The sequence below is a fragment of the Vibrio aquimaris genome (assembly GCF_009363415.1).
Taxonomy (GTDB): Bacteria; Pseudomonadota; Gammaproteobacteria; order Enterobacterales; family Vibrionaceae; genus Vibrio; species Vibrio aquimaris.
Genome location: NZ_CP045351.1, coordinates 957,168 through 983,833, shown reverse-complemented (window position 1 = coordinate 983,833; position 26,666 = coordinate 957,168). Strand labels below are relative to the sequence as shown.

Sequence of the window (26,666 nt, the reverse complement as noted above, 5' to 3'; positions counted from 1 at the left end):
TTCACCTCAGTAGTAAAATCCATTATCACCTAACAAACGCGGTTTGCGGTTGTCGGTATAAGTTGCATCACCGCCGGCTGCGGCATTCTTTTTACTCGGCAGTGCTAATAACCTTTCTAAGTCACTCTGGGGGATCAAAGTATCCGTCGGTAAAGCAAAGTTATTAGAGCGGGTAGGCTCAACCAGATAAGCCGTCGCAATGATGATCAGCTCTGTCTCTCGACGCTGATATTGGTTAGAGCGAAACAGCGCACCCAAAATTGGAATATCCCCTATTCCTGGTATTTTTTGTAACTGTTCGATTTCACTGCTTTGCAACAGACCACCAAGAGCAAAGCTCTGTCCGCTCGCCAGCTCTATCGTGGTTGAAGCCCTACGTGAAGTGAAAGAAGGCAGCACATTGCCATTAAATACGGCTTGGTTGTCCACAGAAACGCTGCTCACTTCCGGCTCAACTTTTAGACTGATTCGGTCAGGGCCAAGTACTATAGGTTTGAAGTTAAGATTAACGCCAAAAGGACGGTATTCAACCTTTGCAGTATCGCCTTGAATCAAAGGAATTGGCACTTCTCCTCCGACAAGAAAACTCGCTTCTTCACCCGAAATCGCCGATAGGTTGGGCTCTGCTAGAATCGACATATCACCAGTCGATGCCAAGGCATCAACTAAGGCACTAAAGTCAGGTTTAGTCCAACTGCTGGCTCCAGATGGCTTGTTGTACATAAAACTGCCAATCACATTCTCCCCTGCCATCAGTGATCCCCATTTAATGCCTAATGTATTTGAGACATTACGAGAAACCTCTGCAATTCGAACACGTATATTGACTTGGGTCGGCATGGTGACAAGTAGCTGATTGATCAGTTCATCATTGTTCTCTGAGCTTGGCTCGGCTTGTTGCCTTGATGAGCTATCAGATTGAGAAGAATCATTATCATTTGTGTCTTGAGACGCGATGATCGGAGAAAGATAACCTTTCGCCACATTCACTATGCTGTGTGCCATGGCCGGACTTGGTACTGAGCCTTTAAGCCATAACTTTCCACCCAAAGATTCAGTCATGACTGAAGCTTCAGGAAACTGAGTTTTAATCAGGCTATCTAACTCTTGAGTATCATGAACAACACGAATCTTATTGCTGTATATTACCTGCTCTTTATCGTTCAAAATGGTCATTGTCGCCGTGCCAGCCTGCTTACCAAACACCATTAATTTGGTATTTGTCATTGGCTGATAGTCAGCGATATGCGTGTTAGAGATAAAAATCGATTTTGCCTTTTGGGGCAAACGCACCATTTGCGCTTCATTGATGTTTACTTCAAGCACCGACGCCCAAGAAGTGCATGTGAAAAACAAGCTAGGAAGCAATAACAAGCCCCACCAGCGCAGTAATGTAGTCATTGGTTGTTCCTGAAATTGTTAGTTATTTTTGTTATTTGGACGAAGCTCAATCAAATCCACATCTGGCGCGATTATTTTGCTTTGTGGGTTAAGCTGCGTCGAAGTAATCATGGAATTAACCGGTTTGGTCAAGTTCGGCTCTCCAGCACCGCGCAAAGACAAAGTAAGCCGACCAAGTTGATTGGCTAGAACAATTTGTGTTGCTTGCTCTGGCGTAACTTCAAGTGAGACTGAACTGTTATCGGGTATTTTGGCGCCGTAGTCTCGGCGCTGCTCTTGAAACCCTTCTGATGATGACAGGTTGTTAAAAGCAAGGATACGCACATTATGCGCAATAGTGCTGACATATAAGCCTTCAACTTGATTATCATACTTTTTCAGCTCACTAAGCTTTGATGCCAAGAGTAAAACATCTACTTTATCACCCGGTTGAACAAAGCCTGAGTTAGCCGTGACTTGGTCAACAGGCACAGATATAGCTCGATAACCTGACCTGACTTTTAGTGCCAGTGATACACCGCCTCTAGGTGGCGTTAAATCCGCAGAACTTATCACCTGGCCTTTCTCAATCGCAATATGCGCAATCCCAGCAGAAAGGTGAGCAGACTCAAGCTCATCTTCTGTAATGTAATCTAAATAATCATCCAACTCATTTTGGGGCACTGCCTGCCAACGAAACATGGTGGTGCTATACACATCGCCTGCTTCAATATTTTGATTTGAAATCAGAACTCGCTTAAACACCGCTGCAGCTTGGTTAGCCTCAGGTGACTGTGGCTTGGGTGAGTTTAAAAGCAGCAATCCTATCCCTATCCCTGACAATAAGATAGACACCAACATCAATCGCTTCGCTGTCATGACTTGTCCTTGTTTGTCTTTTTAATTGCCTGAGTCTTGAGTCTGTTCGAGTGACTCAATCACAGTGTCATAGGCGCCTACAATTGCTCTTGTTAGCTTGCCATCACTGCCACCCACAAATGAGAGTAGAACCACAGACATGGCCGCGGCTAAAATAGCGTATTCAATCGCTGCTGCCCCACGTTGCTTTGTATTACGTAACATTAATAAACTCCTGAAAATGCTGTTCAGTCTCATTTAGACTTAAGGTGTTGCGATAAAACGGTATAGGTATTTATCATGGGCTAAAATTTCTGACTGACGCTCATAAAAAGTATTTTCATCAATAAAATCGAGGTAGGTATACTCATTTTCCGATGTGAAAGCAGTGAAATATTGTTCGCGGATAGGAGAGCCAAATGGATATTTTACATCGTTGTAAATCAATACATTCCGCTCAACAGGAATTAGATTACCTAACTCACTAACGCTGGGAAGACGCCAATTCGACAAGCCACAAACTTGCTCTGATGTTTGAGCGTCTAGATTTTCTGTGAGGTCCTCATAATCAACCCATCGTGTGTCTCCGCGCTTATCAAACAGTTGCCAAACATGGCCAGTCATTAGATTTTTTGCGCAGCTTGCCTCTGCGCGGTTTTCCACCACCCCACCACTTACATCCAAATATTGCCATTGATTAGGTAAAGTGTTTTCACTCACAAGACGCACTAGAGCCGCCATGTTGTTAGCAGGAAAGGACTTAGATTCCTCGCTGTTACTTGTTGATGCATAAACATACGCTGTTTGTTTACCCTCTTTGCCTGGCTTAGCAGACCAATAATAAACTGGCTGATTGTGCGGATGATTAACAAATACATCAGTGTCGATGCTAAGACCTTTATCACTAGAATATTCTGAGTATTTAACATAGCTAGAGGCCAAGCTTTGTAACTGAAGTATCGTGGGCACTCTCCAATCACTGACTCCGCAAAGTGCCTCTTGGTTGACATTTGAAATATACCCTTGGGCGCCTAACACATTTTTGCTTTCATCACTGCTGCCTTGATACGCGAAATACTCAAGTTCGTTTGCTTCAACCTTGGGCAGTAACATCCAAATTCGTCTTCTATCGCCCGAACCAAGCTCTAATACGCAGCGCCAACCTTGCTCGTAGGTGGCACCTTTGGCCAAATACAGCCCTGCTTTGTCCAACTTGGCATACTTTTTACCAGCTGCATCAACAATCATGGCTTGAGATTGCGAGACAAGTTCCCCTGAGTTTTGTGCTCTTTCTCGTGCCGCTACAATAAGTTGCTCTATATTTTCCTTGTCGTAGTGACTTAACAAATCGTATTTATCTATCAGCGCCAAGGCACCACTACTTTTTAGGTTTGGTAAACTCTCCAGCCAAGCGTCTAACTCAACCTGAATTTGTTGGTAGGTAACAAAGTCCTTGTGAAGACGATTAGCGCCAATCTGCTGTTTTTTACCGTCCTGTGTCGCATCCAGTGCAGCTATGCTACTGGCAATAATAGAGTTTTGCTGATGGAGCTTAGCTAGACTATCAACCGCTTGTAGCTCTTTGAGTAAAGCTGTTGCGACTAAAAAATTCTTCTCATATTCACGCCAGTCACTAACATAGTTGTTCACCTTTAACACAAACTCTTGGTTTTCGCTGTCGAGACGATTTTTAGCTAAAACCGCTTGCTGAACAAAAAAAGTGCTCGCGGGTTGGTGCCCAGAATAGATATCTTGCCATGATGCCAAGGCGCTGCTTAATAGAGTTTGATACTGGGCGTTGTCAGCACTGAGTCTGGTGTAATCAACTTCGGTATCATCTAACAAGCTTAGAAGGTTCACCACGGCATCACGAGCTTGTTGTAAACGATCAGCTTGCTCACTTAATCGAACTTTCTGAGTAATCTGGGCACCATCAATCTCATCGACTAACTGAGCACCAGCAGGCAAAGACCATACAGCAAACCATTGGTGAGAGAGATCGGGACTAATATCGCCTTCACCTGATTCTTTGATAGAAACAAGAGTACCATTTCGCTTGGCGACTAGAGGGCCTGAAAAGCTATTGATTACAAAGCTTCTGACTTTTTCATCAACCGTGCGACTGCGTAACCTTTTCGCTGCATCAGCCTCGATAAGTCGCGACCCCTCAATATTACAAGCATTCATTGCAGACACTTTATCACTCAGCTCATCGAACGTTTGCCGGTTGTAACTTTGGCTCTTGGCCCAAAAAATAGGCTCACCAGATCCATCTGGATTATATTCTGCAACGCAGTTCGCTCGCGTGTAGTCCCAGCCCTTATCTCCAAAGGTCATCACTTTGTTTATATTGTCCATAGGAACAAATTGCAGTGCTACAAACTCACCTCGACTGGTGTTAGTGGCAAAAAGAGTCTCGCTAGCCGGAGCTGGCATGCCTTCAAGAGCATTTTGTTTTACGCGTATACCAACCTTATTTTTTGCGTATGCTTGTGGGCCAATAAACTGAGGTTTGGAAATCACTGTCTGCCAAGTACTTCCACCATCAGTGGTATATTCATAGTGCTCAGGTTGATCGAATGTTACTTGAGAGTTCCAAATACTCACACTGAGGTCATCCCACGAAATCATATTCCCGTAGATGGGGTTATCATCTGACGTCGATAGAATATCCATTTTCTCTGGTGCTGGGAATTTTGGGTTATTGTTAGAAGAGACATTATCTGTCGTCGTGTTAGTGGCAAGGTTAGTGGCGTCGAGCTTAGGATCCGACTCATTGCCTCCTCCACATCCAGCAATAAAAGCCGCACAGGCCATAATACCAAAGGTTTGAGCGACTATTTTCACGACCAATTACTCCTAAAACTTTGTGTTCCCTACAAAATCAGGCCGAAATAGTAATGCAAATGATACTTGCTATCAATATCATTTGATCTTTTATTTGCATAAGTGATTAAATAAGCGCACACGATAACACTTTAAACCAAAATTGGTAAACAATTGATCAAAATGAATAAACTACCATCACCTCGCGCAGTTGCCATCGCTGTTTCAGCAGCAATCTCGCTTTATGGATGTGGCGGCAGTGATAGCTCAGACAGTACTTCGCCAACAGCGAGCTATGCTCACTACAATCAAAAAACATGCGCTGATACAAACTTTGATGGCCAATGCAGTCAATATGAACAAAAATTATTACTGGCCAGTGGTTACCCTAAGATGCTCAATGTTGGTGGCGCTATTCTGACCGCTCCCGGCGAACTTGATATTATTTCTCCCTTTACAACCTTAATACACAGCGAAATGCTTTATAATCCCTTGGTTCAAGGTCAAGTCGTCGATGCCAAAGCTTACTTACAAGCCAAATTAGGCAATTATGTTGGTGTTAATTTCGACACACTCGATATCAATTACGGGCCTAAAAATGAGAGCCAAGTCTTGACTGAATCGCTTATTCAAGCACAACAAAGCGGTCCAAGTGGCGCTTCTCCTTTGGTCAAAATCGCTCACGCCCTCGATATGATGATAAAGTACAAAACGCTGGATCTGAGCTCAATAAACTTAGACAAAGAGAGTTCACAGCAGCTAAACCTTGATGGAGCGGTTCTTATACATGGGTCTCAGGAGGAAAAGGGACTCAAGTCACTTAAATCGATTGCACTAAACCCAGCCAATAATAAACTCCTCTACCTCGACGACTTAGATACGGTTAAAGAACTGAGTACTTCAGTCAAAAGAGCCGCTGGCTTAGCGACTTACCAGCAAGCAGCCTCAGAACGAACGAGAAACCCAAGTCCAATAACAAGAGTAAGTTTAAGAAGTGATGACCATCACGAATCAGACCATGATAAGGAACACGACGATTTTGGTGGTAACGCAAATGACCTGCCATATTTTGAAAAGGATGCTTCTCGAGAGTTAAAGCAAGTATTACCGACATTAAATGGCGTACAATCCTATAAGCTTTATAACCCTCAAAGCCACGCTATCCAAGTCGATGCATGTGAAGCAAGCGGCGGCAATGGTATTTTACTGACCAGTCTGCAAGATAACACTGGCCACGACAGCTCTTCAGTCGCTCCTGACATAATCACAATTCAACCTTCTGCAGCTATTGATACTCTCGGCGGGGCATCTGGCAGCGAGTTACCGACCTTACCACCAGCGCCAGTGGCGATTGAGCCCTCTTCTGCCGCCTGTTATAACGATAACTTTGAATGGATGAAGCCTCTATATAGTCAGAGTAGTATTCTAGCCCGATGGGATAATGGTTTAGATACAACAAAGGACCAACTCTGGCTTTTAGATGAAATAAACCTAAATAGACTATCACTACTGGATCAAGTTTCTGAAAAAAATATCCTTGTATCTAAAGATGAGCAAGACATCCTGCTCATTACGGATAGTGACAGCCAAACAATTGGCACATTAGAAGCTAAGTTGATTCCACTGACTAATCGAAGTTTTGGCTCTCCATCAATGATCAAACTTCAAAAAGACGACAGTTACCCCATTATTACTACCGCCAGTTTCGCTGCTAACCAACAGATTGTATTTGCCTTACAGGACGAAAATACAACAAAGCACAAAATCATTTGGATAAATAAAAGCGCACCGAGTAAACCCTTATCTGATATCCAAGGCCAAGGGGTTATAAAGTATTTAGAATCATCACCCGATGGTAAGTTTACCGTTGCAGTTACGAAAAAAAATATCTACTTGCTTGATAATCAAACGCAGCGGATTTCCAAAACAATCGACTTTGATGCAAGCAGCATGACAAACTTATTTGTCCAGAATGATAAAGCGATTGCAATAGGAGCAGGCAAAATTGATTATTTCCAGTTTGCTAATATTTCGGGGCCAATTTTAATCGTCGCGACTCACCTTGTTACCAAAGAGTTAGTTCAAGACTGGGGCAAAGCACAACAAGGCCCTGTAACTTTATATGATCTGCTAGCTCAGACTCCCCAATACACCAATTTGTCCACCCACCATACCCTCACTCCCTTCGAAAACATCGACTTGGAATGGAATATATTAGATGGTCGGATAAGGAGCGTGAACATCAGTGGCAATTACCGAGGAGAAAATATCACGATTACTAAGCCATTGTAAGCCAACTGTGCATTGGCCTACTTTAGCGTGGTAGGCCAACACCATTTGATTCATCGCTGACTCATCTCTTTCTTAACAGTCTCAAACTTTCTGTCATCCATAACTCGACATTCAGACTCTGTGTCGATATGTTTTTCAATCTTATTATCGCAAAAGGACCCGCCCATGACCCCAACTATAGAGACCATTTTATCTCATCGTTCTATTCGTAAGTTTACTGAACAAGCCATTGAGCCCCCGCATCTCGATACCATCATTCAAGCTGGGCTTGCTGCTTCTTCATCGAGTATGCTTCAAGTCGTGTCTATTATTCGAGTGACAAACCAAGATAAACGAGAACGTTTAGCAGAACTGGCTGGAAACCAATCCTATGTAGCAAGTGCAGCGGAGTTTTTGGTATTTTGCGTCGATTATCACAGGCATTTTACTATCAACCCTAAGGTCAATACTGAGTATACAGAACTCACTATCATTGGAGCGGTAGACTGTGGAATCATGGCTCAAAACTGCCTTTTGTCTGCTGAATCACTAGGATTAGGAGGCGTTTATATTGGGGGACTCAGAAATTCAGCATCTGAGGTCGATGAACTTCTCGAATTACCGCATCATTGCGCCGTTTTATTTGGATTGTGCCTTGGCCACCCTGCTCAAGATCCACAAATCAAGCCTCGATTACCAGCGAAAGTGCTCATGCATGAAAACAGCTATCAAGCTTTAAATTTATCCGACATTGATAGCTACGATAGAAAGATGCAACACTACTACGCAAGTCGTAGCGCCAATCAAAAACAAAGTATTTGGTCTCAAGAAGTGACTAACAAGCTTGCTGGTGAGTCCCGCCCACACATCAAAGGTTACCTAAATAATAAAGGGTTAACAAAACGCTGAGTTTATGATGAGAAAAAGCAGCACTAACCGCACGTTCTTGGGGGTATTAGGAGCATGTTTCTATGGTAGTGCTGCATAAGTTATTTATGTTTTGCTTTCAGGTTGTCTTAAAGCCGTACAACCAAATCAGGATGACCATTGACATAGGTTAATTAAGTTCAAAATCGCACGCCGCTCCCATTTAGACTGAGCAAGCTCTAGCCTGGCATAATAATAGGTGGCCATTTGGTTATGCTTGTTCGTATTCATCATTTTGTCCTCTCTGATTACCTCAGCCATTATTGCGCTATATAGGGAAACTTAAAACTGAGACATTTTAAAAATACCTTTCCTAATTTTGATAAAAACAACCATAATCCCACTAAAACCTACGGTATTCTGATAAAATAGGGAAAATAATACGTCAATAAAATGCTTATTTTGGAGCCCAAATGTCAGATCTCAATTTGCTGCGCTATTACGCACGCCTTGAACCATTAGGTGTTGGGGAGGACATTAAAACAGCGCTACCGGATATCGCTGAACGGCTATTTACTAGCCATCGCCATGCAAGAAACTTACTCAATCAAATGCAACAACTAGAGTGGCTATCATGGACTCCCAAAGTAGGAAGGCATCAAAGGTCAACGCTTGTGCTCAACTTAACACTGACAGACCTCAAATCTCAGTTGGCAAGCAAACGTATACGACAAGGTCAATACGAACAGGCCTTAAGCATTCTCGATGATGATCAAAAAGCGTTTGGGCGTCTGCTACAAAGCACGTCAGGGGCCACAATACGTGAGGGACTACTGCATATACAGCTGACTTATAAACGCTCTTTTGAACGCATAGTGCCACACCAATTACAGCGCTCGAGCGAACGTTATCTACTCAGGCAAATATACTGCTGCCTAGTGAGTAGTGACCTAGAAGGCCACTTGAAGCCTCAACTTGCTCACCACTGGCAATGCGAAAAAAATGGTCATCAATGGACTTTCTACCTTAGGCCTGCACTGACATTCCATAATGGCGCCGCTATTGATGCCGATAGTATTGTGAGTCTTTTCGCTAAACTATCGACATTGCCAAACTACCGAGACGAGCTGGCTCATTTAGAAAGCGTCACTTCACCACAGCCTAATAAGGTCATATTCGAATTTTCAAAACCCGATCTTGGGTTTGGCGGTTTGGTTTCAGGGGTAAAGTACGCCATCCAACCTACCAGCCAAGTCAACAATGCAAACCATTATGGTGTCATCGGCTCTGGACCATTTGAAGTACGAGAACACAGAGAAGATCGGCTTTGTCTGCAAGCATTCGAGCGCTATTACGGCTGCCGTGCTTTAACTGACCAAGTCACTATCTGGAAATTGGACGAAAAAGAACTGACGAATAGACAAATTCAAACCAACCAACCTGGGGTACAAGACAATAACGAGTGTGAATACCACCTTTCTCATACAGATGACGCACAACTTCACAACAATAGCCACAAATCACGACTCGAAGATGGGTGCATGCTGGTTTTATTCAATCAATCGTCTCCTTCTGCGCTTGATGACAACCAAAAACGCTATTTATCATGCATATTCAATCCACAGCGTGTTTATGACCAACTCAAACTTAACCAAACACTGTTTGGTTGCAGCAAAGCATACAACATACTTCCTGCATGGCCACCAGTGCTAAGGCCACAAGAGCCAGAGGCTGACCTTCCCCCTCACATAGACATTGCAGTCTATGACTACAGAGCGCTGATAGACTGTGCTCTCGCCATTAAAAGCATATTAAATAAGCTGGGTATTGAAGCTAAGGTCAGCACCTACTCTTACCGTAAGCTCTATGAAATGTCGCAAACTGACCAATTAACAGAAACGCTAGTCGTGACCAATATCAATTTGGATGATAATCGACATTCTTCAACCTTTTATAACTTATACACTAATCCAGTCCTTCATACCTGTATTGGTCACAAGGCCAAACAGTGGCTCATACACTCGCTAGAACAAATTCGTGAAACGACACCTCTCGAACGGTATCTCGATGCAATAGAGCCCATTGCTTCAACCTTTATTCATCAGTACTGGGTAACACCTTTATTTCACCACCGACAGACACTGCGCTTTCATGGCGTACTTAAAAATGTTGAGCTAACCAACTGGGGTTGGCCCGATATCAAAAATGTCTGGTCAACAGACTAAGCCGTTGGAGAATAGAACAAATATTGTTATAGAGCTCATCACTTAAACGGCGATTCGAGTCATTTATCACGTAACGAAGACCAACTCTTTATCCTAGATTTGAAATTTGAGCCCTGTCACAAGGCATCCCTTGAATTTCATACTTGATTACCTATCATTTCACACAAAGACACTGTATGGATAAACAGTTGAAAGAGAGAAAGCTTCAGTTTCACTATTATTTTAATAATGAATCTCATTCTATGGATGCCTTAGTTCGCAACCAATGTGAGACAGAGATCATTTCAATACTGTATGAAATAGCCAATATTCTTGATGTGTCAGTTACAATAGAGAGCGAAGCTCGCCAAGAAGGTGGACTGCGTGATATTTGGAGGTTAGCCAATTCAAATGCCGGCATTCTATCTGTCATCGTTGGTATTGCTTCGATCGCGATACCTTTGCTTCCCAAATCAGATTCAGAGTTAGAACGGCTCCAAAAAGAAGAATTACGCCTAAGTATTGAAGAGAAGAGTCTTAGAATACAAGCATTAAAACAGCAGGCGAACAAGGATAAAATCGAACCTAAAACCATCAAACAAGTGGCAGAAGTTGTCAACGAAAGTCATAAAGTGATCACTCGCCGCTCAAACCTATTTAAACATCTTTGTGCCTATTCAAAAGTCACCCAGGTTGGAGTCAGCGAACTAGATTGTCATGGTAAGCCATTAGTCCCAGAGTCATTGATCAAACGATCTAAATTCAAAAAATTTGTATTGCCCTCCCATCGATTACCAATACAAACCTTTGATGATGCCACTATTGAAATCATTGCACCTGTACTTGGAGAGGGTAAATATAAATGGAAAGGAATATGGCAAGGTCAACATATCAACTTTGCCATGTGTGATAAAGACTTTAAACAAAGCGTTCTAAGTCAGAAAATGAGCTTTCAAAGCGGCTCTACTATACGCTGCATACTAAAGCTGAATTCGAAGTTAGATCAGCTAGGAGATATTGTTATTACTGGTTACTCAGTCACTAGCGTACTCTCATTCGGAGTCGATGAAACGCCGAAAGGCAAAATGTACCACCAGCAGAAAAAATTCGAGCAAGCGCAGCTCGAGTTGTTTGAAAGCGCATAGACCAAGTCCAATTTAGGCAGATAAACCCATGGCAATGGTGACACGAATACGATGCTCATCTGGGTCAAGCGCAACAAAGCTAACCCCGTACGACAGTTCTTTAGGCTCTTGAGCAAAATCAACCGATTGATTTTTCCAGTTTTGGTACAGAGACTCAAGCTTTGTTTGGTCTTCAACCAATATGGACAACTCGGTTCCACCACCTGTTATACAACTTGTTGGTACTAAATTTGAGTTCTGTTTTAGTAACAATGTTGTATCGTTTGCAAACTTAATTTCCATACAGGTCGGTGAGAGAGTTCTCGACTCACAACCAAGCACCTTGGTATAAAAACCTTGACTAACTTGAATGTCCTCTACATAAAGAACATAGGTATCAATAGTGAACATATTATTTCCTCAACGGATAAAGTAAGTGAACAGTGGAATAACTATAATCCACCTCACTGTCAGAACCTGTCAGGAGACTTGAGTAACGTTGGAGATATAATCGACACTAGAAGTCTGTTGGACATCTATTCAGAAGTAGAAATGGTGCTAGCGCTTGATTAGGCAATAACGCTACTCAATCGAATTTTCGTCTTTAAGACTCCATTTAGAATAAATTTCTTTAATCTCACTTTCTAAGCCTAGAAAGGTATCCACCAAATGTGGGTCAAAATGTGAGCCTGCATTATTTTTTATTTCACTTAACGCATCTTCAATTGACCACGCCTCTTTATAAGGACGTTCCATAGTCAAAGCATCGAATACATCGCAGATAGCGACGATCCTAGCGCATTGTGGTATGTCCTCCCCAGCTAAGCCTTCTGGGTATCCTGTTCCATCCCAGCGCTCATGATGAGATTTGGCCACCTCAGCACCCAACTGAAATACAGGGTTAGAAGACATAGATAATATTTCATGACCAATTTCAGAGTGTTTTTTCATCACTACCCATTCGTCCTCAGCTAAAGGTCTGGGCGCTTTAAGTACCGCATCAGGTATGCCAATTTTCCCCGTGTCATGCAAAGGGGCTGCAAGTTCTAATAAGTTGTAATTCTCATACTCCCAGCCCACTGCTTTGGCTAATAACTTGCAGTACTCGGCCATACGCCAAATGTGGCTGCCTGTATCAGTATCATTATAATGGCCCGCAACACCCAGCATTCGAATCGCCGATAGAGCCAAAGAATCAACTTCAGCTAAACGAGTTAGAGACAGGTGAGTGGCAACACGACGAAGAACAATAGCCGGTGAGAAAGGTTTGGTAATATAATCAACGGCGCCTAGATCAAACCCCTTGGATTGATCATCTGTGTCGTCTTTAGCTGAGATAAAAATAACCGGAATATGAGCCGTTTCTGGCTCACACTTAAGCCTTCGACAGACTTCAAATCCATCCATCTCTGGCATCATGATGTCGAGTAAAATAATATTAGGCTGAGGCGATGTGTTTGCGAGCTTTAGCGCTTTTTCACCACTTGTTGCTGCCCTTACTGAGTAATTGCCTTTCTCCAATACACTTTTCAGAATTCGGATATTGTCTGGAACATCGTCAACCACTAAGATTGTTTTATCCATTCTAGCCTCTAACCTCAACTCTTATATGCTAGATAGTATTTTATCTAGACATTCTAGCGCTTCGTCACTGTCGTATATTTCAATCGCTTCATTCAAGCGCTCTATCTCACCAGCTGCAACTTGTCCTTGTAACATGGCAACTAAGCTTGCAATGCTTTCCTCTTCAAATTCGCCTAGCTCTAACTGCTCCCTGATTTCCTCGCTCAGAGCTTTCACTTGTTCAAGGTCAAATTCCTGAGACACAATGGGCGAAGCATCAGTTTGAGTGTCAATAAGCGCAATAGATTCGAGGACCTGCTGCAAGGCGGATGAAAGTTCATTCCATTCTTCTGGCAGAATGTCTTTAGCTTGCTGTTTAAACGCTTGCTCAAAGGTAAAAGCAACCTGTGATAAGCGGTGTGCCCCTAGCGATGCTGAGGCCCCTTTCAAGGTATGTGCAGTAATCTCACCCTGTGCACAATCTTTGTCTTGCCACGATGTTTTTAAATCAGAGAAAGTCGTTTGATTATTTTTCGAAAAGCTAATGAGGAGTTTGGTGTACAAAGCTCTATCTTCATTGACTCTAGATAAACCTTCTTCAGTATTAATACCGTGTAGTTCTGGTAGTGCTGACTCTTTGTCAACCTCATCACTCTGTTGAGTCGGTGAACATTCAAAATTATCGTCTTTAAAGCTAGGATCAATCCACTTGAGCAACTTACTATACAACTCACTGGTATCTATCGGTTTAGCGATATGGTCATTCATGCCCGCTTCGGCACACCGTTCTCTGTCCTGCTGCATTGCATTAGCTGTCATTGCAATAATGGGGATGTCTTGGTGAGTCGGTTGTTCTCTCAGCACCCTTGCAGCTTCTAAACCATCCATCACCGGCATCTGTAAGTCCATTAGAATCAGCGCATACTCACCATCAAGAGCCTTGTCTACCCCTTCTTTACCATTGTTCGCCACTTCCACATTCAGGCCAACACTTTCCAGTAACTCTACGGCAATAATTTGGTTGACTTCATTATCTTCAACCAAAAGTACCGGTGCCCCACGAACCAACGCAAAGCTTTCGAATAAGAGTTCAGTTTCATTTTTTTGCCCTGCACTATCAACAACCACTGCTTTACCCATGACTTCCATAACAGTGTCCAACAAAGCCGATGCGCCAACAGGCTTAACCAGAAAACCATCGATTTTAGCCTCTGCAGCTTGAACAACCACTTCCTCTCTTCCGTACGCTGTCATTAAAATAATTTTTGGAGAACAGTCGAGCGTTTTAATGATTTCCGATGCCTTAATACCGTTCATTTCAGGCATTTGCCAATCCATTAAAACAAGTTCGTAGGGTCGATCCTCAGCTATGGCTTTTTTAACTTTATCAATCGCATCAAAGCCATCTATCGCAGTGGATATATCAAGAGTATAAGAGTGGAGAAGTTCCTTGTTGATATCACGAGCGCTCTTGTTATCATCCACAATCAGAGCTTTCATACCTTTGAGCTTTTTCCAGTTGTAAATACGCTCTTGCTGATTCTCTATCTCATTATCAAGTACTCCAAATTCAGCGGTAAAGATAAAGCTACTTCCTTGCTGATACACACTCTCTACCCAGATATCACCATTCATTAAGTGCACCAGATTTTGACAAATACTAAGCCCTAACCCCGTTCCGCCATATTTTCGAGTGGTTGAGGTGTCTGCCTGACTAAATGCACTGAACAGCTTCTGTATTTGATCGGGTTTCAAACCAATACCTGTATCTTTAACCTCAAACTTTAACTTAACTTTGTCATTTAATTGTTCACAGTGAGTGATCTTAACGATAATTTCGCCTTGTTCAGTGAATTTAATCGCGTTGTTACATAGATTGGTCAGTATCTGGCCAAGGCGTAAGGGATCTCCAACGAGTGACTTAGGCAATTCAGGTGGGGTTGAAAAAATCACCTCGATACCTTTTTCCTGTGCTTTTAGCGTAATGATGGTGCACAGATCATCAAAAACTCTATCAAGCTGGAACGGAATATTTTCCATTTCCATTTTTCCAGCCTCTATCTTTGAGATATCGAGAATATCGTTGATGATACCCAGTAGGGCACGCCCCGCTGAGTTAATCTTACCGATATAATCATGCTGCTTTGACGTTAATTGCGTTTTGAGAACCAGCTCACTCAAGCCAATAATAGCATTCATCGGGGTACGTATCTCGTGACTCATGTTGGCCAGAAAATCCCCTTTTGCCACATCGGCCTCTTTGGTTCTCTCCAGCGATAGTTGTAGCTCACGCATCAACTCTTGTTGCGAAAGCTGATTGAGTTTATTGCGTTGAAACTCTGTATTATCTTGTGGATTAAAAGAAAGATCAGGAAAGTGCTTAAAGGCCATCACGGTGTGAGAATGATTACTCGCAGTCTCGATACTGAAAGAATCAAAGATGTAGTCGTAATTCATTGATGGAAGCGCCCCAACAGCGCTATGAAACTCAAGTTTTATCCCCCAATTTTCAGTAATCCGTGAAAAAGAAAGTGACGCATTGAAGCTATCGCATGTCGATATCATTTTGTGACAAATTTCAGAGGCAGCAGTGGCCACACGAACAGCGTTGACCCTAGAAAAATGGCAATCAAGAGCAAGCCTTTTCACTTTATTTCTGAAGTCAACAACCGATGGGCTGTCTTTTATGCTATGGTCGGCAAGCTTGATATTGTCTTCGTTAGACGCTTGCTCCATTTCTTTTAGTACAGTATCGAGATTCATAATGCATTTCCAACCTCTCAATTAACTCGGATTACTAGACACGTGGCATCATCAGACGCTTTCGCGAACTTCCGAGTAATATTCTGGGCAATAGTTTCAGCATTATCAGTATAGATGTTTGGGTAATCTTTTGGATCAAAATTACTCATGATTCCATCAGAATAAAGTATTAATATTTCTCCGGGTACCATCTGCACCCTGTTTTTTTTCGGAGTACGAATCTGATAGCCGAGTACACCCTGTTGACAGATAAATCTTTGTACTTCTTTACCGACCTTACACATGAAGATGTTACCAATACCAACATACTCTAGGCACAGCGACTCCATATCCAGATTGGCAATAATGGCAACGCCACCATTTGTACTTCGTAAGTTGTTATGTAACTGCTCCATTAATTCTGCCAGATCTGTCTGATAAAACTGTTTCAAAAAGCGCCGAGTCGTACTAGCGATGCTGTGCGCGCTTCTACCGTGTCCAGCCCCATCAAATAAACTAATAAAATAACCACTACCATTTTGCTGATAAAAAGCATCGTCGCCATTCACGTCTTCGAGCGGCTTTTCACCAATCGCGATCTCGATTCTTTCTGTCATTACTTTAGCCATTTCCTTACCGTGACAGCAGTGCCAACACCTAGTTCTGTCTCTATATGAAACGAATCCATCAGTCGTTTAGTGCCAGGTAAACCCACCCCCATGGTCCCGCCTGTACTGTAGTTATCACTCAGAGCTTTTTCGAGGTCTCGTATACCTCCACCGTTGTCTTTAGCGATGATTTCAACCCCTATTTTTTCTCCTTCTTGGACAGACTTAAGATACAAAAACCCACGCCCTGCATGATTAAGGATGTTTCGGGTTAACTCACTGACCGCAATTGAAATCATATATTGGTCCACAGTAGAAAAGCCGAGCTGCTGCGCAAAAAGTTTCGCATCTAAACTGGCATAGCCGACATCTGAGTCAGTCACAATGTCTAGTTTGGCGTTTTCTTTCACCCAGCCCCCCCAAGAATAGTAGGTTCAAGCACTTGGACTTTTTCCATCATGTTCTTTAATGAGAGCGTAAATATTCCAGTGCTTCTTCCATATTTCGTTTGGTCGTCAAACCTCCAATGTCCATATTGGAATCAATCATCGATGCTATGATTCCGGGGCTTAATCCCGTTATCGCAGCACGAGAGCCCATAACTTTGACCATATTGACTAGCTTAATAAATACATTCCACAGTGAACTATCGACAATATCAACACCCGAAAAGTCAATGACAACACCTTTAACATGTCGTGCTCCTAGCTTGTCCAGCAGCACCTCTTGTACTCGCTTTGCATCATCAACCGACAGCTCTTCTTGTATTGGTACAATCAAGCAGCGACTCATATCATGAACCACCACTTTAATCATATCTGCTGGAGTATTACTCATGCCATTTGTCCTGATCATCTTGGCTTTCGCTTAGTGTGTACCCTGCGATTTTAAAGGAATTATTCACACCTTCTTTGAGCGTAGACTGAGTCACTATATCGTTAAGTTCGATACCAAGATTGACGATAGCTTGAGCAACCACGGGAGAGATACCTGTCACAATACATACACACCCCATCAGCCTTGTAGCCTTAGCAACCTTCAAAAGATGGTTAGCAACAGCGCTGTCTACAGTCGGAACTCCCTGAATATCAATAACAATCACGCGCGCTTCATAATCGATCACTTTTTGCAGCACCGCTTCCATGATCATCTGGATTCGATTTGAATCAATCAGGCCGATCACTGGTAACATAAGTACTTTATCCCAAAGCTGCATCACGGGCGTCGACATTTCCATAATCATCGAGGCTTGTTTTGCTCGTTCCTCAGACATTTTCTTACGATCAGTGATATCCGAGGCAACCTTAAGTACTTTGTATGGTTCACCTTTGAGGTCTAAAACTGGGTTATAGGTTGCTTGGATATAAACTTCTCGACCATTTTTGGCAATGCGCTTAAATTCTCCCGAACTAAACTGTCCAGTACCGAGCTCACGCCAAAACTCTCTGTACTGCTCAGTTTCACTATATTCTTTTTCACAGAACAACCTGTGATGCTTACCTTGAACCTCTGCCAAGCTATAACCCATAAGATCCAAAAAATTCTTGTTAGCGGTAATGACTGTTCCATCAAGATTAAACTCTATTGTTCCCAATGATTTATCAATCGCATCGGCTTTGGCCTGAGCTTCATTACTGATCGTTTTGAATTCGGTAATATCTGAGGCAACTTTTAGCACCTTGACCAATTTACCTTGCTCATTGAACACAGGATTATAGGTCGCTTGTATGAAAACGGTTTGTCCATCCTTAGTCACACGAACAAACTCACCCGAACTGTATTCCCCTTTACCCAAATTATCCCAAAACTGGCTGTATTCCACGCTTTGGCGAAATTCATCTTCGCAAAATATTCTGTGGTGCTTACCTTTAATTTCGTTGAGAGAGTAATGCATAAGGTCAAGAAAATTCTGATTCGCTGTAATGATGGTGCCATCTAGCTCGAATTCTATTGTCGCTAGTGATCGGTCAATAGCTTGTGTATGTGCTTTTGCCCTGATGCTGGCACGTTTGCTATCTGTAATATCACTCGCAACTTTAACAACTCGTATAGCCTTACCATTACTATCAAATACCGGGTTATAGGTTGCCTGAAGGTAGATTTCTTTCCCTCCTTTCGCAACACGGTTATATTCACCAGAATCGTACTCACCCTTGCCTAACTTAGCCCAAAAATCCTTATAAGCTTTGCTTCTAGCGTGTGCAGGCTTGACAAACATTCGATGATGTTTGCCCTTAATTTCATCCAGCGAATACCCAACAACATCGAGAAAGTTTTGATTCGCATTATAAATAGTACCGTCAAGCTCAAACTCTATTACACCTTGAGAACGGTTAATCGCGTTGTACATACTTTCATATAATGCTGCTTCTGTTTCAAAACCTTTGTTTGTTTTTTTCATTGCCACTCCTTGAAATTATTGCGCCCAATAAAAACTTCGATTAACCCGATAAACTTAGTCACTAAACTATAGATTAATGCGAGAAAAACAGCCTAGATCAAACCCCGACAAAAACACGCTATTTTTCGTATCAGTTCATACCACTCAGCGCACAAATTATCACTTTCCTACCATTTAAGTGCTTGATACTGCTGTAACTTACTACTGTATCTTAATAAAATTGGCTATTCTTAATACATAACTAAACGACATGTAAAATCAACAGGAATCAACTCATGACTCAGGGTACCTACAACAAGCTTTCTGACAGCGAACTTGAGTACGTGGATGATAAAACCGCCGCCTTGTTACTCAACACCCCCAGTAGTGCCCGTATTATGCTGTGGGTAATGTTGCTATTTTTAATTTTAGCGGGAATTTGGGCGTCTTGGGCGCAGATTGACAAGGTAACCGTAGGAGAAGGAAAAGTAGTCCCCTCTTCTCAAGTTCAAATCGTTCAAAACCTTGAAGGTGGACTTGTTAAAGAAATTTTAGTACGCGAGGGGCAAACGGTTCAAAAAGGCCAGCAGCTGCTGCTAATAGATGACACACGTTTTCGGTCCGACTTTCGCGAACGTGAGCAGCAAATTGCCAATCTAACAGCGAGTGTACTGCAATTGTCTGCCTCAATTACGAGCGTAACCGTCAATGAAAAATTCACCCCGAGCTCTTGGCAAAAAAGCGTCGAGATTAATTTTAATAAGCTCGCTTTTCCTCCTTCTCTGGTTGAACGACAACCACGTCTTGTTGCAAGACAGAGAGCTGAATATCAGCAAGACCTCAACAACCTGAATAACCAAATTTCACTCATCGACCAACAAGTGAAACAAAAACAACAAGATCTAGTAGAAATACAAGCTAGAGTAAAAAATTTACGTGAAAGTTATAATTTTGCTCTAAAAGAGCTAGAAATCACCAAGCCATTGGCTGATGAGGGTGTGGTACCACAAATAGAACTATTGAAGCTGCAACGGCAAGTCAATGATACGCGCAGAGAAATGACTTCCAGCGAGCTTAAAGTGCCAGTGCTCCGATCTGCTATTCAAGAGTCAATGCTAAACCGGATTGATGCTGCGCAAAAGTTTCGTTCCGAACAACAAGAAAAGCTCAACCAAACGCAGGACAAACTTTCTGCACTAACAGAATCGAGTGTCGGTTTAGAGGATAGAGTCAACAGGACTGTCATCATATCTCCTGTCGTTGGGACGGTAAAAACTCTCAATGTGAATACGGTCGGTGGTGTTATACAACCAGGCATGGACATTGTGGAAATTGTGCCCAGTGAAGACACATTACTAGTGGAAGCTAAGATCGCTCCTCAAGATATTGCCTTCTTAAGGCCAAACTTAAGTGCCATTGTTAAATTTAGCGCTTATGATTTTACTAAGTATGGCGGACTTGAAGGAAGCCTTGAGCATATTAGTGCTGACACCACAACGGATGAAGAAGGAAACAGCTTTTACCTTGTAAGGGTTAGAACCAAAGAAACAAGCCTAAATAATGATGCTTCATTGCCCATTATACCTGGCATGACAGCATCAGTTGATATAATTACAGGAAAGCGCACAGTGATGGAATACTTGCTAAAGCCCATTATCGGAGCCAAAAACAACGCACTTAAGGAATAACAATGCCAGAAACTCTACTTACTTATTTGCATAGACAGTGACGAAATGAAACTTCTGTTCTCGCTTCTATTATTCATTATGGTCTCAACCACTTCACAGGCACTCAATACCCAAGAACAACGCTGGGTTGATGCGGTTAGGAAGACATATGGAGAGCGAGCAGGAAAAAGAGTCGAAACTTGGCGTCGTGAAATGGTCCAATTCAAAGGGCTGCCGGAGAAAGAAAAGCTGGTCAAAGTAAATCGCTTTTTCAATCAACTTAATTTCATCAATGATAATAGGCTTTGGGGCAAGAAAGACTATTGGGCAACTCCACTTGAATTTTTGGGCAGTAATGGCGGCGATTGTGAGGATTTTACTATCGCGAAGTATTTTTCACTGCTTGAGCTTGGGGTCTCAGATAAAAAACTCAGGCTAGTCTACGTTAAAGCAATAACGCTAAATCAATTCCATATGGTACTGGCCTATTATTCGAAGCCAAGCGCAGAACCTATTTTGCTCGATAACATTGATCCACAGATTAAAAGAGCATCCAAACGTCGAGATTTATTACCTGTATACAGCTTTAACGGTAAAAATCTGTGGCTAATGAAATCGAAGAAAGGGCAACTGGCCGGAAAATCATCAAGACTAAGCTTATGGAATGATCTCAGGGCCAGAGAGAAATCACTCAAATTGAATAAACCAATTTTGAAATACGATGAGTAGGCAATATGACTTTATATAAACAACTTGTCGCGGGAATGATAGCGGTATTTTTGATGCTGATGGTTTCGGTTTTCATCATCGAATTTAACACAACGCGAAACAGCCTGATCCAGCAGCAACGGTCAGAAATGAACAATACCATCAACACTGTCGGCCTTGCTTTGGCCCCCTACTTAGAAAGCAAAGATCAAGTAGCGGTTGAGTCGGTCGTAAATGCTCTATTTGATGGCAGTAGCTATTCCATCGTGCGTCTCATTTTCCTCGATAATGGGGAAGAAATTATCCGCTCCTACCCCGTCAAACCACTCGAGGTTCCCGACTGGTTTACGGGCCTGCATTTATTCGATCGTATTCATGATCGCCGGGTCGTGACCAGCGGCTGGATGCAACTCGCTGAGGTTGAAATTGTAAGCCATACTGGGGATGCCTACACCCAGCTTTGGAATGCATTTGTTCGCCTCGCCATAGCTTTTAGTCTTATCTTCTCCATTGGTTTAATGTCGATTGCTTTTATCCTCAAACGCGCACTGCGTCCTTTACACCTCATCGTTACCAAAATGGAGCAAGTAGCGCGCAATCAATTTGGAGACCCATTACCCAGACCTTCGACTAAAGACCTTATCTATGTTGTCGACGGCATCAATAGTATGTCTTCCCAATTGGAGCAATCATTTAAAGCCCAAGCACAAGAAGCCCAAAAACTCAGAGAACGCGCCTACATTGATCCCGTATCAAAACTGGGTAATCGTGCCTACTATATGAATCAGCTCAATGCTTGGTTAGGCGAAGGTGGAGTTGGTGGGGTTGCCATGCTCGAGGCAAGCTTTATTCATGATCTCTATGAAGAGAAAGGCTATAAAGCCGGCGACAGTATGGTCAGGGAATTATCTGACCACCTCACTGTTTCATTAACCTTCCCAGATATCACCATAGCGCGAATTTCTCCCGAAGAGTTTGCATTTATCATCCCCAACATGAGTGAAAGTGAACTAAAAAATATCTCTGAGAGCATCATTAATTATGTCCAAGGAATTAACCCTGATCCAACTGGGATGGCGAAATCAAATGTGGCGCTAGGTGTTGTGTACAATGAGGTGCCTAAAGACACATCCAGCATACTGACTATGCTGGATAACGCATTAGCGACAGCAAAATCGGACCCAGAAATTACTTACGGTTACGTCACCAGTGACAACTCTGATAATCTGATGGGTAAACAACAGTGGAAAGCGCTCGTTGAAGAAGCCATGAGTAACGACTGGTTCAAATTCCGCTATCAGGTCGCAAACGATGGTTCAGGGAAAACCTACCATAGAGAAGTTTTCTCTGCGATTGAAAGAGATGGCGAAAGATTCAGTGCCAATCAATATATGTTTGCTTTGGAACAGCTTCACGCCAGCCATCTATTCGATGAGTACGTGATTCAAACTATGGTTACTCAACTTGAACAGGGCGCTTTCTCTGATCCTGTAGCGATTAACATCTCACAAAGCAGCATTGCTGAGCCAAGCTTTATTCGCTGGGTTACTCAGATCTTAAGCCGACACAAGTCAACAGCCCCGCTACTGCATTTTGAAATTCCCGAAAACTGCTTTGTCAATACACCTCATCATACGGCGCTCTTTTGTAATGCGATTCGTAATGCAGGCGCTGATTTTGGTGTCGATAACTACGGAAGAAATTTCCAATCTTTGGATTACATCAACGAATTCAGACCCGCTTATGTTAAAGTTGACTATCTTTATACTCACCACTTAGACGAAGAAAAACAGCAATTTACCTTAACTTCAATTTCGCGCACAGCACATAACCTTGGGATTAAGACGATTGCATCTCGTGTAGAAACTCAGGCGCAACTCGACTTTTTAGCGGAGCATTTTATCGATGTATTCCAAGGTTTCATTGTAGATAAGTAAGAAGGTTACAGCCGTAAATGCAAGATCCTTTACTCAATTCACTCATATACATTAGCCGCTACTTTGGGTTAGCGAATTCACCAGAAGCTCTGATCAACGGCTTGCCATTATCGTCTGGAAAATTAACCCCGTTTCTATTCCCTCGTGCAGCTGAACGCGCTGGGCTAGTCGCTAAAGAAAATCGCTCACAATTAACCGAAATATCAGAGCTAGTGCTCCCAGTTGTATTGCTTCTCAAAGGTGGGGATGCTTGTGTACTCAATACGATTAACCCAGAAAAGCAAGAGGCTGAGGTGGTCACTGGCGAATCAGGACTGGTGCCCATTTCGATATCGATTGAGGATCTTAATGAGCTATATATTGGCCGCTATTTTCTGGTGAAAAAGCAGTTTCGTTATGATGAACGCTCACCAGAAATTTTAAAAACTCGTCAAGGTCACTGGTTCTGGTCAACATTGTGGCAGTCAAAAAATATCTATCGAGACGTTTTTATCGCTTCGATAATGATAAATTTATTTGCAATAGCCGCTCCTATGTTTACACGTTTGGTCTATGACAAGGTTGTCCCCAATTTAGCCTTTGAAACACTATGGGTTTTGGCTAGTGGTATCTTTGTCATTTTTCTTTTTGAACTCACACTGAAAATCCTTCGCAGCTATTTTATCGATGTGGCAGGAAAGAAATCTGACGTACTCATATCGTCAAAACTCTTCAGTAAAGTTCTTGGGATTCGAATGGAAGCCAAACCTCCTTCAGTCGGCGCTTTCGCAAGACACTTGCAGGAGTTTGAATCAATTCGAGAATTTTTTACCTCAGCAACGATTAGCTCTCTTATCGACCTTCCTTTTGCACTGTTGTTTTTGTTATTAATATGGCTGATGGCAGGAAACCTAGTCTGGATTCCTATCTTAGGCGTTGTGATCCTCATCATCTATTCCGCCATCATACAAGGGCCACTCAAGCAATCGATTGAAGAAGGGTCTCGTTTGGCATCACAAAAGTATGCCAACCTCATCGAAAGTTTATCTGGATTAGAGACGCTCAAACTGTTTGGGGCTCAAAGTCAATTTCAGTTCAAATGGGAAGAAGCTGTTGCCCACATGTCGAACTGGAGTATTAAAAGCAGGCGAATAACAGACGGTATTCACAACACGGCGGGCTTTGTTCAACAAGCCTCAAACGTAGGCATGATCATTCTTGGGGTGTATTTGATCGCCGATGGCGAACTTACTATGGGCGGCCTTATTGCTGCTACTATGCTCAGTAACAGAGCTATAGGTCCTATGGTTCAGCTATCACTCCTTTCCACTCGATATAATCAAGCTAAGTCTTCATTGTCTATCATAGAGCAAATAATGGCCATGCCCGATGAACAAGAAGAGGGAAAACGCTATATTCATAGGCCAATAGTGAAAGGTAAAATCGAGTTGGATAAGGTCACTTTCCACTATCCAGACTCTCCTGTCGCTTCAATTCGCGATCTCAATCTCACCATAACCCCAGGTGAGAAAGTCGCTATTATAGGCCGAATAGGTTCAGGAAAAACCACGCTTGAGCGGCTAATCCTAGGACTTTATCAGCCAACAGAAGGCCATGTCCGTATTGACGAAACAGATATACAACAACTTCACCACATTGACATCAGACGCAACATTGGGTGCGTTCCCCAAGATAGTCAGCTGTTTTATGGTTCGATACGTGACAATATCACCCTTGGTCGCCCGCTCGCCGATGACCGAGATGTCATGGACGCCGCCAATCGCGCTGGAGTGACCGTTTTTACTCAGCAAGATCCGGCAGGTCTTGAACGCCAAGTCGGTGAAGGCGGGCTGCTGCTTTCTGGAGGGCAACGACAAGCGGTTGCGATTGCAAGAGCATTCTTACATAGGCCACCAGTCCTTCTAATGGATGAGCCAACCAGTGCCATGGATAATCGCTCTGAAATGCATATTAAACAGCAGCTTGCTCAGCTTAAAGCGTCAGAAACGCTGGTTTTGATCACTCATAAAACGTCCATGTTGGATGTAGTCGATAGAATCATAGTGATGGAAAAAGGCACTATCATAACCGACGGCCCAAAAGCTGAGGTTCTCAATAATTTGAGACAAGGCAATATACGCGCGGTAAATTAATAGTTTTACATACTGAATATGGATAGAAACAATCAGCCCAATACACGCAAGTACATTGGGCTGTTCTTTTATACGGTTAATAGGTGGTTGCCGTGGGAAACTTTGGCTTTTAAATAGTGTTCATTGCCGTCTTTGATGTGTGCTGAAGTATTGACGACTTCGACAATTTCAATGCCATAAGCTGAAAGCTCGTTAATTTTTTTAGGGTTGTTCGTAACTAGCCTCACCTTGGTAACACCTAACGCTTTAAGCATTTGTGCCGCTTCTGTGAAATCACGAAGATCATCATCAAATCCTAAATGATTATTTGCTTCATAGGTGTTCATACCTTGACTCTGAAGCCGATACGCATCAATTTTGTTGTATAAACCAATACCACGCCCTTCCTGTCGCAGATACAAGATAATGCCCCCAGACTCCCCCATTCGATTTATCGTTTCTTCAAGCTGTTCTCCACAATCACAACGCGAAGAATGGAACACATCGCCAGTTAAACATTCAGAATGCATGCGCACCAAAGGCACGTCTGACATTTTATCCGCTTGTTTAAATATGACGGCTACATGTTCTTTTTCTGTCTTAAGACCATGAAAAGATACTATTTCCGCATCGATATTACTTTTAAGCCCAACTTTAAAGTCTACTCGTGTACGTACATCTGACATATCTATACTCACCTTAATTATTAACTATACCTAGCTTCCACATCCAAGAATTAAAGATTAACGACAGTGATGTGATAACATGATTAATTACAATTTACTCTATTAGACTAGATAAATATCAAACCTGTATCAAATTTGTTTCATACATAGTTTATACTATTTTGTTTTGAATCAATATAATGCTGAAAAGTAATATATTTTTCTAATTGGTCATAATTAAGCAACTAAACTTAACGTTTAAACTGCTGCGAATGGTTACTCTACCCACCACATGAATAAAATATGTGATCACATCCTTAAGCTCTCTTTAAGTTCAGTTCTGACATAAAAGCATGGAGGACACGGTTTAATGCCGTTAAGTCGTCTGACCTGAAACGAATAGGAGTTATGTTATAACATAACAAGTTGTTAGTAAAAACGTATCTTAATAAACCATCAATAACAAAAGCACATCCATGCTTTTTGAACGACATTGATCATTAAAATACGTTCCACATCATGGCGGTACAAGGCAAAAATGAAAGTAATCACAACGGAAATATTAGATTTGTTCCAACGCTGGAACGATGCGCTGCAAACTGGTGACCCTAAGCTTGTCTCCATACTCTATGCCCGAGAAATCAGAGGTATGACAAGTCCACATTTCATCAATGAAAGTGCGTATGCCAAGGACAACATCACCATGGCAATCGCATTAAAAAGAAAGGTTTATTTAGATTAGATGATACCGCGTA

Annotated in this window: 21 protein-coding genes; 9 read left to right on the top strand and 12 right to left on the bottom strand. The window is 42.4% G+C overall.

Features of this window, described 5'->3' with window-relative positions:
* Nucleotides 1–6: 6 nt before the first annotated feature.
* Genes FIV01_RS18785 through FIV01_RS18770 form a run of 4 tightly spaced genes read right to left on the bottom strand, consistent with a single transcriptional unit; the run spans nt 7 to nt 5,085 of the window.
* A complete protein-coding gene (locus FIV01_RS18785) occupies nt 7–1,401 on the bottom strand; it encodes a type II and III secretion system protein family protein (protein WP_152432482.1) in 1,395 nt (464 codons plus the stop codon).
* Between the two features lie 18 nt (nt 1,402–1,419).
* Nucleotides 1,420–2,259, bottom strand: coding sequence for a Flp pilus assembly protein CpaB (gene cpaB, locus FIV01_RS18780; protein WP_152432481.1), 840 nt, complete (start codon nt 2,257–2,259; stop codon nt 1,420–1,422).
* 21 nt (nt 2,260–2,280) lie between these two features.
* A complete protein-coding gene (locus FIV01_RS18775) occupies nt 2,281–2,463 on the bottom strand; it encodes a Flp family type IVb pilin (protein ID WP_114784101.1) in 183 nt (60 codons plus the stop codon).
* Between the two features lie 39 nt (nt 2,464–2,502).
* On the bottom strand, nt 2,503–5,085 hold the full coding sequence (locus FIV01_RS18770) for an Lcl C-terminal domain-containing protein (protein ID WP_152432480.1): 2,583 nt from the start codon (nt 5,083–5,085) through the stop codon (nt 2,503–2,505).
* A 162-nt stretch (nt 5,086–5,247) separates the two neighbouring features.
* Here FIV01_RS18770 and FIV01_RS18765 point away from each other — a divergent pair, with 162 nt between their 5' ends.
* The 4 genes from FIV01_RS18765 (at nt 5,248) to FIV01_RS18750 (ending at nt 11,551) form a co-directional block, all read left to right on the top strand.
* Nucleotides 5,248–7,356: a hypothetical protein gene (locus FIV01_RS18765; protein ID WP_152432479.1), complete on the top strand. Its 2,109-nt coding sequence runs from the start codon at nt 5,248–5,250 to the stop codon at nt 7,354–7,356.
* Between the two features lie 165 nt (nt 7,357–7,521).
* Nucleotides 7,522–8,244, top strand: coding sequence for an oxygen-insensitive NADPH nitroreductase (gene nfsA / locus FIV01_RS18760; protein ID WP_152432478.1), 723 nt, complete (start codon nt 7,522–7,524; stop codon nt 8,242–8,244).
* A gap of 431 nt (nt 8,245–8,675) precedes the next feature.
* Nucleotides 8,676–10,427 carry an SgrR family transcriptional regulator gene (locus FIV01_RS18755; protein WP_152432477.1) on the top strand — a complete coding sequence of 584 codons (1,752 nt, stop codon included), beginning with the start codon at nt 8,676–8,678 and terminating at the stop codon, nt 10,425–10,427.
* Between the two features lie 176 nt (nt 10,428–10,603).
* The gene (locus FIV01_RS18750; RefSeq protein WP_152432476.1) at nt 10,604–11,551 is read left to right on the top strand and encodes a hypothetical protein; all 948 of its coding nucleotides are present in this window, start codon (nt 10,604–10,606) and stop codon (nt 11,549–11,551) included.
* 12 nt (nt 11,552–11,563) lie between these two features.
* Here FIV01_RS18750 and FIV01_RS18745 read toward each other — a convergent pair whose 3' ends face one another.
* The 7 genes from FIV01_RS18745 to FIV01_RS18715 form a co-directional block, all read right to left on the bottom strand.
* Entirely contained in the window at nt 11,564–11,941 is a 378-nt protein-coding gene (locus tag FIV01_RS18745; protein ID WP_152432475.1) for a VOC family protein, read from the bottom strand.
* 171 nt (nt 11,942–12,112) lie between these two features.
* Nucleotides 12,113–13,114 carry a response regulator gene (locus tag FIV01_RS18740; RefSeq protein WP_152432474.1) on the bottom strand — a complete coding sequence of 334 codons (1,002 nt, stop codon included), beginning with the start codon at nt 13,112–13,114 and terminating at the stop codon, nt 12,113–12,115.
* A 21-nt stretch (nt 13,115–13,135) separates the two neighbouring features.
* The gene (locus FIV01_RS18735; protein WP_152432473.1) at nt 13,136–15,856 is read right to left on the bottom strand and encodes a response regulator; all 2,721 of its coding nucleotides are present in this window, start codon (nt 15,854–15,856) and stop codon (nt 13,136–13,138) included.
* Between the two features lie 17 nt (nt 15,857–15,873).
* A complete protein-coding gene (locus tag FIV01_RS18730) occupies nt 15,874–16,452 on the bottom strand; it encodes a SpoIIE family protein phosphatase (protein ID WP_172971879.1) in 579 nt (192 codons plus the stop codon).
* On the bottom strand, nt 16,452–16,853 hold the full coding sequence (locus FIV01_RS18725) for an anti-sigma regulatory factor (RefSeq protein ID WP_152432471.1): 402 nt from the start codon (nt 16,851–16,853) through the stop codon (nt 16,452–16,454). Before FIV01_RS18725 ends, FIV01_RS18730 begins: the two co-directional genes overlap by 1 nt.
* A gap of 55 nt (nt 16,854–16,908) precedes the next feature.
* A complete protein-coding gene (locus tag FIV01_RS18720) occupies nt 16,909–17,280 on the bottom strand; it encodes an STAS domain-containing protein (protein ID WP_172971878.1) in 372 nt (123 codons plus the stop codon).
* Nucleotides 17,273–18,844 carry a PAS domain S-box protein gene (locus FIV01_RS18715; RefSeq protein ID WP_152432469.1) on the bottom strand — a complete coding sequence of 524 codons (1,572 nt, stop codon included), beginning with the start codon at nt 18,842–18,844 and terminating at the stop codon, nt 17,273–17,275. The genes FIV01_RS18720 and FIV01_RS18715 overlap by 8 nt, the downstream gene beginning before the upstream one ends.
* Before the next feature lie 275 nt (nt 18,845–19,119).
* Here FIV01_RS18715 and FIV01_RS18710 point away from each other — a divergent pair, with 275 nt between their 5' ends.
* The 4 genes from FIV01_RS18710 to FIV01_RS18695 are packed head-to-tail and all read left to right on the top strand — an operon-like array spanning nt 19,120 to nt 25,267.
* Nucleotides 19,120–20,511: an HlyD family type I secretion periplasmic adaptor subunit gene (locus FIV01_RS18710; RefSeq protein ID WP_152432468.1), complete on the top strand. Its 1,392-nt coding sequence runs from the start codon at nt 19,120–19,122 to the stop codon at nt 20,509–20,511.
* 45 nt (nt 20,512–20,556) lie between these two features.
* Entirely contained in the window at nt 20,557–21,219 is a 663-nt protein-coding gene (locus tag FIV01_RS18705) for a transglutaminase-like cysteine peptidase (protein WP_152432467.1), read from the top strand.
* 5 nt (nt 21,220–21,224) lie between these two features.
* Complete coding sequence (locus tag FIV01_RS18700) at nt 21,225–23,135, top strand: bifunctional diguanylate cyclase/phosphodiesterase (RefSeq protein WP_152432466.1); 1,911 nt, start codon at nt 21,225–21,227, stop codon at nt 23,133–23,135.
* A gap of 17 nt (nt 23,136–23,152) precedes the next feature.
* On the top strand, nt 23,153–25,267 hold the full coding sequence (locus FIV01_RS18695; RefSeq protein WP_152432465.1) for a type I secretion system permease/ATPase: 2,115 nt from the start codon (nt 23,153–23,155) through the stop codon (nt 25,265–25,267).
* A gap of 68 nt (nt 25,268–25,335) precedes the next feature.
* Here the strand turns inward: FIV01_RS18695 and ribA are convergent, their stop codons facing one another.
* On the bottom strand, nt 25,336–25,932 hold the full coding sequence (gene ribA, locus FIV01_RS18690) for a GTP cyclohydrolase II (protein WP_152432464.1): 597 nt from the start codon (nt 25,930–25,932) through the stop codon (nt 25,336–25,338).
* 517 nt (nt 25,933–26,449) lie between these two features.
* On the opposite strand from ribA, the gene FIV01_RS18685 reads away from it, so the two are divergent.
* Nucleotides 26,450–26,653, top strand: a complete 204-nt coding sequence (locus FIV01_RS18685; RefSeq protein ID WP_152432463.1) for a hypothetical protein — start codon at nt 26,450–26,452, stop codon at nt 26,651–26,653.
* The last annotated feature ends 13 nt before the right edge of the window (nt 26,654–26,666 follow it).

What these genes read in the sequence shown, in the direction of transcription:
- FIV01_RS18785 (WP_152432482.1), bottom strand. Translation starts at nt 1,401, where the DNA reads ATGACTACATTACTGCGCTGGTGGGGCTTGTTATTGCTTCCTAGCTTG.
- cpaB (WP_152432481.1), bottom strand. Translation starts at nt 2,259, where the DNA reads ATGACAGCGAAGCGATTGATGTTGGTGTCTATCTTATTGTCAGGGATA.
- FIV01_RS18775 (WP_114784101.1), bottom strand. Translation starts at nt 2,463, where the DNA reads ATGTTACGTAATACAAAGCAACGTGGGGCAGCAGCGATTGAATACGCT.
- FIV01_RS18765 (WP_152432479.1), top strand. Translation starts at nt 5,248, where the DNA reads ATGAATAAACTACCATCACCTCGCGCAGTTGCCATCGCTGTTTCAGCA.
- nfsA (WP_152432478.1), top strand. Translation starts at nt 7,522, where the DNA reads ATGACCCCAACTATAGAGACCATTTTATCTCATCGTTCTATTCGTAAG.
- FIV01_RS18755 (WP_152432477.1), top strand. Translation starts at nt 8,676, where the DNA reads ATGTCAGATCTCAATTTGCTGCGCTATTACGCACGCCTTGAACCATTA.
- FIV01_RS18750 (WP_152432476.1), top strand. Translation starts at nt 10,604, where the DNA reads ATGGATAAACAGTTGAAAGAGAGAAAGCTTCAGTTTCACTATTATTTT.
- FIV01_RS18745 (WP_152432475.1), bottom strand. Translation starts at nt 11,941, where the DNA reads ATGTTCACTATTGATACCTATGTTCTTTATGTAGAGGACATTCAAGTT.
- FIV01_RS18740 (WP_152432474.1), bottom strand. Translation starts at nt 13,114, where the DNA reads ATGGATAAAACAATCTTAGTGGTTGACGATGTTCCAGACAATATCCGA.
- FIV01_RS18735 (WP_152432473.1), bottom strand. Translation starts at nt 15,856, where the DNA reads ATGAATCTCGATACTGTACTAAAAGAAATGGAGCAAGCGTCTAACGAA.
- FIV01_RS18730 (WP_172971879.1), bottom strand. Translation starts at nt 16,452, where the DNA reads ATGACAGAAAGAATCGAGATCGCGATTGGTGAAAAGCCGCTCGAAGAC.
- FIV01_RS18720 (WP_172971878.1), bottom strand. Translation starts at nt 17,280, where the DNA reads ATGAGTAATACTCCAGCAGATATGATTAAAGTGGTGGTTCATGATATG.
- FIV01_RS18715 (WP_152432469.1), bottom strand. Translation starts at nt 18,844, where the DNA reads ATGAAAAAAACAAACAAAGGTTTTGAAACAGAAGCAGCATTATATGAA.
- FIV01_RS18710 (WP_152432468.1), top strand. Translation starts at nt 19,120, where the DNA reads ATGACTCAGGGTACCTACAACAAGCTTTCTGACAGCGAACTTGAGTAC.
- FIV01_RS18705 (WP_152432467.1), top strand. Translation starts at nt 20,557, where the DNA reads ATGAAACTTCTGTTCTCGCTTCTATTATTCATTATGGTCTCAACCACT.
- FIV01_RS18700 (WP_152432466.1), top strand. Translation starts at nt 21,225, where the DNA reads ATGACTTTATATAAACAACTTGTCGCGGGAATGATAGCGGTATTTTTG.
- FIV01_RS18695 (WP_152432465.1), top strand. Translation starts at nt 23,153, where the DNA reads ATGCAAGATCCTTTACTCAATTCACTCATATACATTAGCCGCTACTTT.
- ribA (WP_152432464.1), bottom strand. Translation starts at nt 25,932, where the DNA reads ATGTCAGATGTACGTACACGAGTAGACTTTAAAGTTGGGCTTAAAAGT.
- FIV01_RS18685 (WP_152432463.1), top strand. Translation starts at nt 26,450, where the DNA reads ATGAAAGTAATCACAACGGAAATATTAGATTTGTTCCAACGCTGGAAC.